3 protein-coding genes, 3 tRNA genes and 1 rRNA gene are annotated in these 2,928 nt (G+C 60.8%); 5 read left to right on the top strand and 2 right to left on the bottom strand.

Translation table 11 applies throughout. The features are described from left to right. The first annotated feature begins 13 nt into the window (after positions 1-13). Positions 14-126: ribosomal RNA gene (gene rrf / locus DIE16_RS36125) — 5S ribosomal RNA — on the top strand. 733 nt (positions 127-859) lie between these two features. On the opposite strand, the gene DIE16_RS36120 is transcribed toward rrf, so the two are convergent. Both DIE16_RS36120 and DIE16_RS36115 read right to left on the bottom strand, forming a co-directional pair. Next, the gene (locus DIE16_RS36120; protein WP_124524429.1) at positions 860-1,084 is read right to left on the bottom strand and encodes a hypothetical protein; all 225 of its coding nucleotides are present in this window, start codon (positions 1,082-1,084) and stop codon (positions 860-862) included. A gap of 189 nt (positions 1,085-1,273) precedes the next feature. Beyond that, entirely contained in the window at positions 1,274-1,504 is a 231-nt protein-coding gene (locus DIE16_RS36115; RefSeq protein WP_124489879.1) for a hypothetical protein, read from the bottom strand. A gap of 970 nt (positions 1,505-2,474) precedes the next feature. Here DIE16_RS36115 and DIE16_RS36110 point away from each other — a divergent pair. The 4 genes from DIE16_RS36110 to DIE16_RS36095 form a co-directional block, all read left to right on the top strand. Continuing rightward, positions 2,475-2,560: transfer RNA gene (locus DIE16_RS36110), tRNA-Tyr, on the top strand. Positions 2,561-2,603: 43 nt separating this feature from the next. Next, positions 2,604-2,677 (top strand) — tRNA-Gly (locus tag DIE16_RS36105). 25 nt (positions 2,678-2,702) lie between these two features. Next, a tRNA-Thr gene (locus tag DIE16_RS36100) sits at positions 2,703-2,777 on the top strand. A gap of 65 nt (positions 2,778-2,842) precedes the next feature. Then, a partial coding sequence (locus DIE16_RS36095) for a GTP-binding protein (protein WP_039555751.1) occupies positions 2,843-2,928 on the top strand: 86 nt, incomplete at its 3' end.

The raw sequence follows: 2,928 nt of genomic DNA, 5'->3' as shown, positions 1-2,928 counted from the left end.
ACAACCCTCTTTGCCTGATGACCATAGCGAGTCGGTCCCACCCCTTCCCATCCCGAACAGGACCGTGAAACGACTCTACGCCGATGATAGTGCGGATTCCCGTGTGAAAGTAGGTAATCGTCAGGCTCCCTAAGCCAGAAACCCCCGCCCGAAAGGCGGGGGTTTTTGCATTTGCAGCGCAGAAAATGTGCAATCACCGCCGGGCGTTGGCGTTGGCGTTGGCGTTGGCGTTGGCGTTGGCGGCGGCGCAAGCAAGCAAGCAAGCAAGCAAGCAAGCAAGCAAGCAAGCAAGCAAGTTGGCTGGCTGGCTGGTCGGGCGGGACTTTCATGTACGCCGCGCGCCGTGTCGCGAATGGACGAGTGGCTCGACCCCGCTGCTGCCGGTAACTCCGCGGCCAGGGCGGCCAGTCTTGCACCGCTCGCAGCGCGAGAGTCTGATCGGCGCCGAATTGTTTGAGCAGATGGCGGCTCATTGACGCATCCTGCTCCTCATTATCGTTGACTGCATCGAACCCGCGCCGCGAGATCTACCACGTCTATCATCTCGGTTGCCACTGGCTTCGAGCTCCGTGCGGTTTCCATCCCGAGATGAACCGACCAGGGGCGCGGCAGGGGTCACCCTTGCGCGCAGCCGAAGGCTCCGTCAATCGCCGGGGTGCCGCCGATGGCCGCGTCATGCTCGAAGTGATCACGCCTCCGGTCGTTCTCTCGTTATTTACCTCCTCGAGCACATTGCACGGCAAGTCTAGCCATCGCAAATCGGAGTCCATTATCTCGGGCTCTTAATTGGTTTATATCGCCTATCTTCGCACAACGTCGTCGATTCTGTTTCGAGGTGCTGGTGTGTGATTGGCGCGTTTCAGGGCAAATCCACGGCTGCCTCGGCGACAGCGCGAGGCCGAGATCGCGCGCCCGTCGGCATATGCGTGACGACCGCAACCGCCATGAGGCCTTCCATCGGCGCGAAGGCGTCGCAGAGGCGAATTTCTTCGACGAGCGAATAGGCGGCGCCGCCGAAATAGTGGCGGCCTTCGCCCATCAATCCGAAATGCGTACCGTCCGCGTTGACGCCGGACGACCGCACCGTGCATGCAGTGCTTGGACTACACAGTGCCAAGCGCTCGATCGGGCGAATCGGCGGATCGTGCTGTTGCCATGGCTCCGGGTCGACATGAGCATCGCCGGGCAGTGAGTAGTCGATGTCGACGAACCCACGTTGAATGTCGGCTTCCCTGCCGCCTGGTTCGTACGGGGCGACGTACGGGCGCCCCGGTCAAAGCCGATGCAGTTCCGCGCTTGACTGAACGAGGTTCCACTCGTATCCACACGTCGGATGGCGCGTGTACAGCTCCGCCTCGCCGCGATAGGCCGCCCAGACATTCATGGTGGTCGGCTTGCACAAAGGACGGTTCGACACAATGCGCGCTGCACTGTTGAACGTTCGCAACGACGGCGACACGCAAGCGATGTGGCAGCAGGCGTGCGGGCGCAGATCGTCGCGCATCGGCGGCACCAAGACATCTAGGCAGGCCGAGCTGTTGGACCTTCTCGCAAGGTGCCAGCGTCGCTATCAGCCGCGATAACGTCGGTTGACGCTCGTTCGGCAACCACGCGTACGCGATCGCTTCCGGAGTCGTGACTCGCGGGCGTCGCCGCGTGCTGGTGGCCAACAAGCAGCCGGCGTCGACGGCCGGTTTTAAAGTCTCATGCGTCGCGCGAGCCGCGGCGCCTTTCGCGCGTCTGGCGGTGTGGCGCCCGGAAAGCGTCGGCTCTCGGACTGCCGCGATCCTTCCCGTGCTGCACCACGCGTTGTCGATGTTGCCCGCATGTGCCACCGAGGAAGCAAAGACCAGTGCGAAGGCAAGAAGGACGACAGGGTATCGCGTGGAGGCAGGGAAACGGGAGAGCGGTCGGCATGATCGCGGAACACGGGATGGTACCGCGCGTGCCTTCCGTCAGTGGTGATGAGGGGAGGGGGCGAAGATGGCCCCTAGGTGCTTTCCGGGTTCGATTCCGGTGTCGCAACGGAGCAAGCGGGAACGGCGACGCCTTCCGTGGAATCCGGCTTCGGCACCCCGTTTGCCGGAAACCCTTGCGCGCAGAAGCCGGTTGTCCCGGGTTTGGCGGGGTGCTGATATGTCGCCATTAATCAACCTACCCCCTGGGCTCGCGTCGGAAGCCTTGCAGATTCATCCGGCATGGAAATTGCAAATTTTTTGCGTTTACCCGCTTGGCATTATGCGTGAGAGGTCGTATCATGGCGGTCTTTCGTTTTCAGCGAAGATGCAAATCGAAGCTGAAGACGGAGTCTGACGAAGATGTGGGCGCCGATCGGCGATCCTCTTGTGCTTGCCTCAGCCGGGTGAGCGCGGGTGTCGGGTGAGTCGCCAGGGTGCGCTGGAAGAGAATGAAAATAATCTTCCGGATGTGCTTGACAAGAGTGCGATGCACCCCCATAATCGTCAGTTCTCTACGGAGGGGTGCCCGAGTGGCTAAAGGGGGCAGACTGTAAATCTGTTGGCTTACGCCTACGTTGGTTCGAATCCAACCTCCTCCACCAGAACATCAGCGCAGAGAGCGGTAGGGAATCGTTAGTGGCCCGTGCGGGTGTAGCTCAATGGTAGAGCAGAAGCCTTCCAAGCTTACGACGAGGGTTCGATTCCCTTCACCCGCTCCAGTCCGTGTAGTTGAAGCGTAATACCGCCCATGTGGCTCAGTGGTAGAGCACTCCCTTGGTAAGGGAGAGGTCGGCAGTTCGATCCTGCCCATGGGCACCAGCAGTAAAAAGTCAGTGTCTGTTTGCGCGCGGCGCAACATGTGAAATTCCTTTCGGGAGTTGAAAATGGCCAAGGAAAAGTTTGAGCGGACCAAGCCGCACGTCAACGTTGGTACGATTGGTCACGTTGACCACGGCAAGACGACGCTGAC

The organism is Burkholderia sp. Bp9090, assembly GCF_003857985.1.
Lineage (GTDB): Bacteria > Pseudomonadota > Gammaproteobacteria > Burkholderiales > Burkholderiaceae > Burkholderia.
This window is presented reverse-complemented; position numbering and strand designations above follow the sequence as displayed.

Bases quoted from the DNA above. Each gene is read 5' to 3' on its own strand.
- DIE16_RS36115 (WP_124489879.1), bottom strand. From the start codon at position 1,504: ATGCGCGACGATCTGCGCCCGCACGCCTGCTGCCACATCGCTTGCGTG.